A 2,105-nucleotide genomic window follows, 5' to 3' on the forward strand; every position below is an offset into this window, starting at 1 on the left:
GCTTTTAACTTCGGTTATTTATGGGAGGATTACCATACCACCAACCGTGATATCAACAATACCCAAGAAATTACTCGTGATCAGACCACAGGTATGCTGGATGGTTCAGTAACGATTGATCATCGATTACTGACAGAAGCTGGACGACAGGAGATTATTCAAGAACAGAAGGATTTGCCAGAGAATTTCCGTCAAAGTGCAGAAAATTTAGCACAAGCCTTACCAGCGGGTGAGTATAAAGATAAGGCTTTACAAACACTAAATAATATTCAGGCAAGGCTTTACAATTTACCAAGTGAATATAAAGAAACGGGTGTAGTTGGTGACAAAGTTGCAAGTGAATTGCTCAAACGAGGGATAGAGCCAAAAGAAGTTGAAGCTTTATTTTCTAAATTAGATTTTTTCTATGCAGCAAAAGAGTTTAGTGAAATTCAGAGTCAACTAGATACATTAGCTCAATCTGGTGTTGATTTAGAAACGATTTTTAAACAACCTAAAATAGGCGTAAATGAACAAGAAGTAATTTATGCGAAAGGAACTGACATTGAGACAAAAGTTACGACCCAAACCACAGTTGGTATGACGATATTAAGCAATATTGCTGATTTAGGAAATAATATAAAGCAGATTAGTGAAGATACTGGAGTTGATTTAGGTACTGTTCAACTTGCGGTAGGACTAATGATTTCAGGCCCAGTCCGTTTAGCAATTGAGACAGGAAAATCTTTAGCTTTAGATAGTGCGGTAGGAGCTGAAATAGCTCAAGGATTTGATGCGCTGGCGACATCATTAACTGCCGCCGCTCATGTTACCAATTCAAATACGATTAATAATTGGACTAATTCAGAGAAAGTTAAAGAAATTGAAGCCTCAACATCTGAAAATAAATTAGATGAATTGAAATTTGCAAATGAAATTGAAAAAAATAAACAAGGTGCAGAATATTTAATTAATGCTGTGGCTGGAGTTGTAGGTGCTGGAGTAGGTAAAGGTGTCACTAAGGGGAAAGATGCTGATATTGAAATAAATCAAAAGCAATCTCTTGATGTGGGATGGGTTGATAATTATGGAAATCAAAAGAAAGTCACTGGAGATGGAACCGTGGCTAGAGATCATCAGCCGTCTAAAGCTGCATTATTAAAGAGAGCTGAAGACTTAAAGGAAGCGCCCTTAACTCAAGCAGAGAAAAATCGTATTATTAATGAAGGAATGAGTGTAACTGTACCAAATGAGGTGCATGCCGCAGGTCCAACCTATGCAGGAAAAAATAATAAAGGACTCATTGAAAATGATGCAAATGATTTACAAGCAGCACAAATTAGGGATTCTGAGGCAATGATAGATAATGCAAAAAAATTAACGCCTGAGTACGTTACAAAGTTGCAAGAAGCATGTACTACATTGAGCTGTAAAAATAATGCTGATTATGATAAATTTTTGAAAAATATTATGGATGAGGAGGCGAGAAAGAATGACAAATAAGTTTATTGATCATTTAATATCACTGTTGGGTAAGTCAAATATTGATGAAAAATTAGTTGATTTTTTTGTTAAAAATCAATTTGTGAAAAGTCAAGAGGAAATTAAATTACCAATTTATGATGAAGATGGTGATTTATTGGATGAGTATAATTTTTATATTAGTAAATATGATGAGGGATTGGGTTTTATATTTACTGATGAGTCTTTTTATTTAAATCAGGAGGACAAACCCATAACTGGTGAAAAAATATACTTAACGACTATATTTTTTTATAATGATGGTGTGGAAGGCTTTTCTCAATATAAACAAGAACTGCCATTTAATTTAAAATTTTCAATGAATAAAGCTGAAATTGAAAATATGTTAGGAGTGCCATTATTTATTAAGAATGATGATGGCGTGGTTAGAAGCCAAAAATGGAAAATTGAAGATATTCCATTTACAATATATATTTCATATAACAATATAGGTGAGATTAGATATATTTCATTAAGTATTCCTTACTGATTTAGTTAAAGTCGTTCCTACCCTATTTTGAATAAAAAAGCGGTTCTTTATTTAAAATGGAGCTACATTAATAGTTTTTAAGGTAATCCTTCAATAAATAACCGAAGTTAAAAGT

Annotated in this window: 1 protein-coding gene and 1 pseudogene; both read left to right on the forward strand. The window is 33.3% G+C overall.

Going from position 1 to position 2,105, the window contains the following annotated elements; genetic code table 11:
* Positions 1-1,482: pseudogene (locus FTU03_RS15885) on the forward strand (hypothetical protein); the annotation flags it as partial.
* The gene (locus FTU03_RS15890) at positions 1,472-1,990 is read left to right on the forward strand and encodes a hypothetical protein (RefSeq protein WP_179989170.1); all 519 of its coding nucleotides are present in this window, start codon (positions 1,472-1,474) and stop codon (positions 1,988-1,990) included. The pseudogene FTU03_RS15885 and the gene FTU03_RS15890, both read left to right, overlap by 11 nt.
* Positions 1,991-2,105 lie beyond the last annotated feature (115 nt).

It is taken from the genome of Acinetobacter sp. YH12046 (assembly GCF_013419905.1).
Taxonomy (GTDB): Bacteria; Pseudomonadota; Gammaproteobacteria; order Pseudomonadales; family Moraxellaceae; genus Acinetobacter.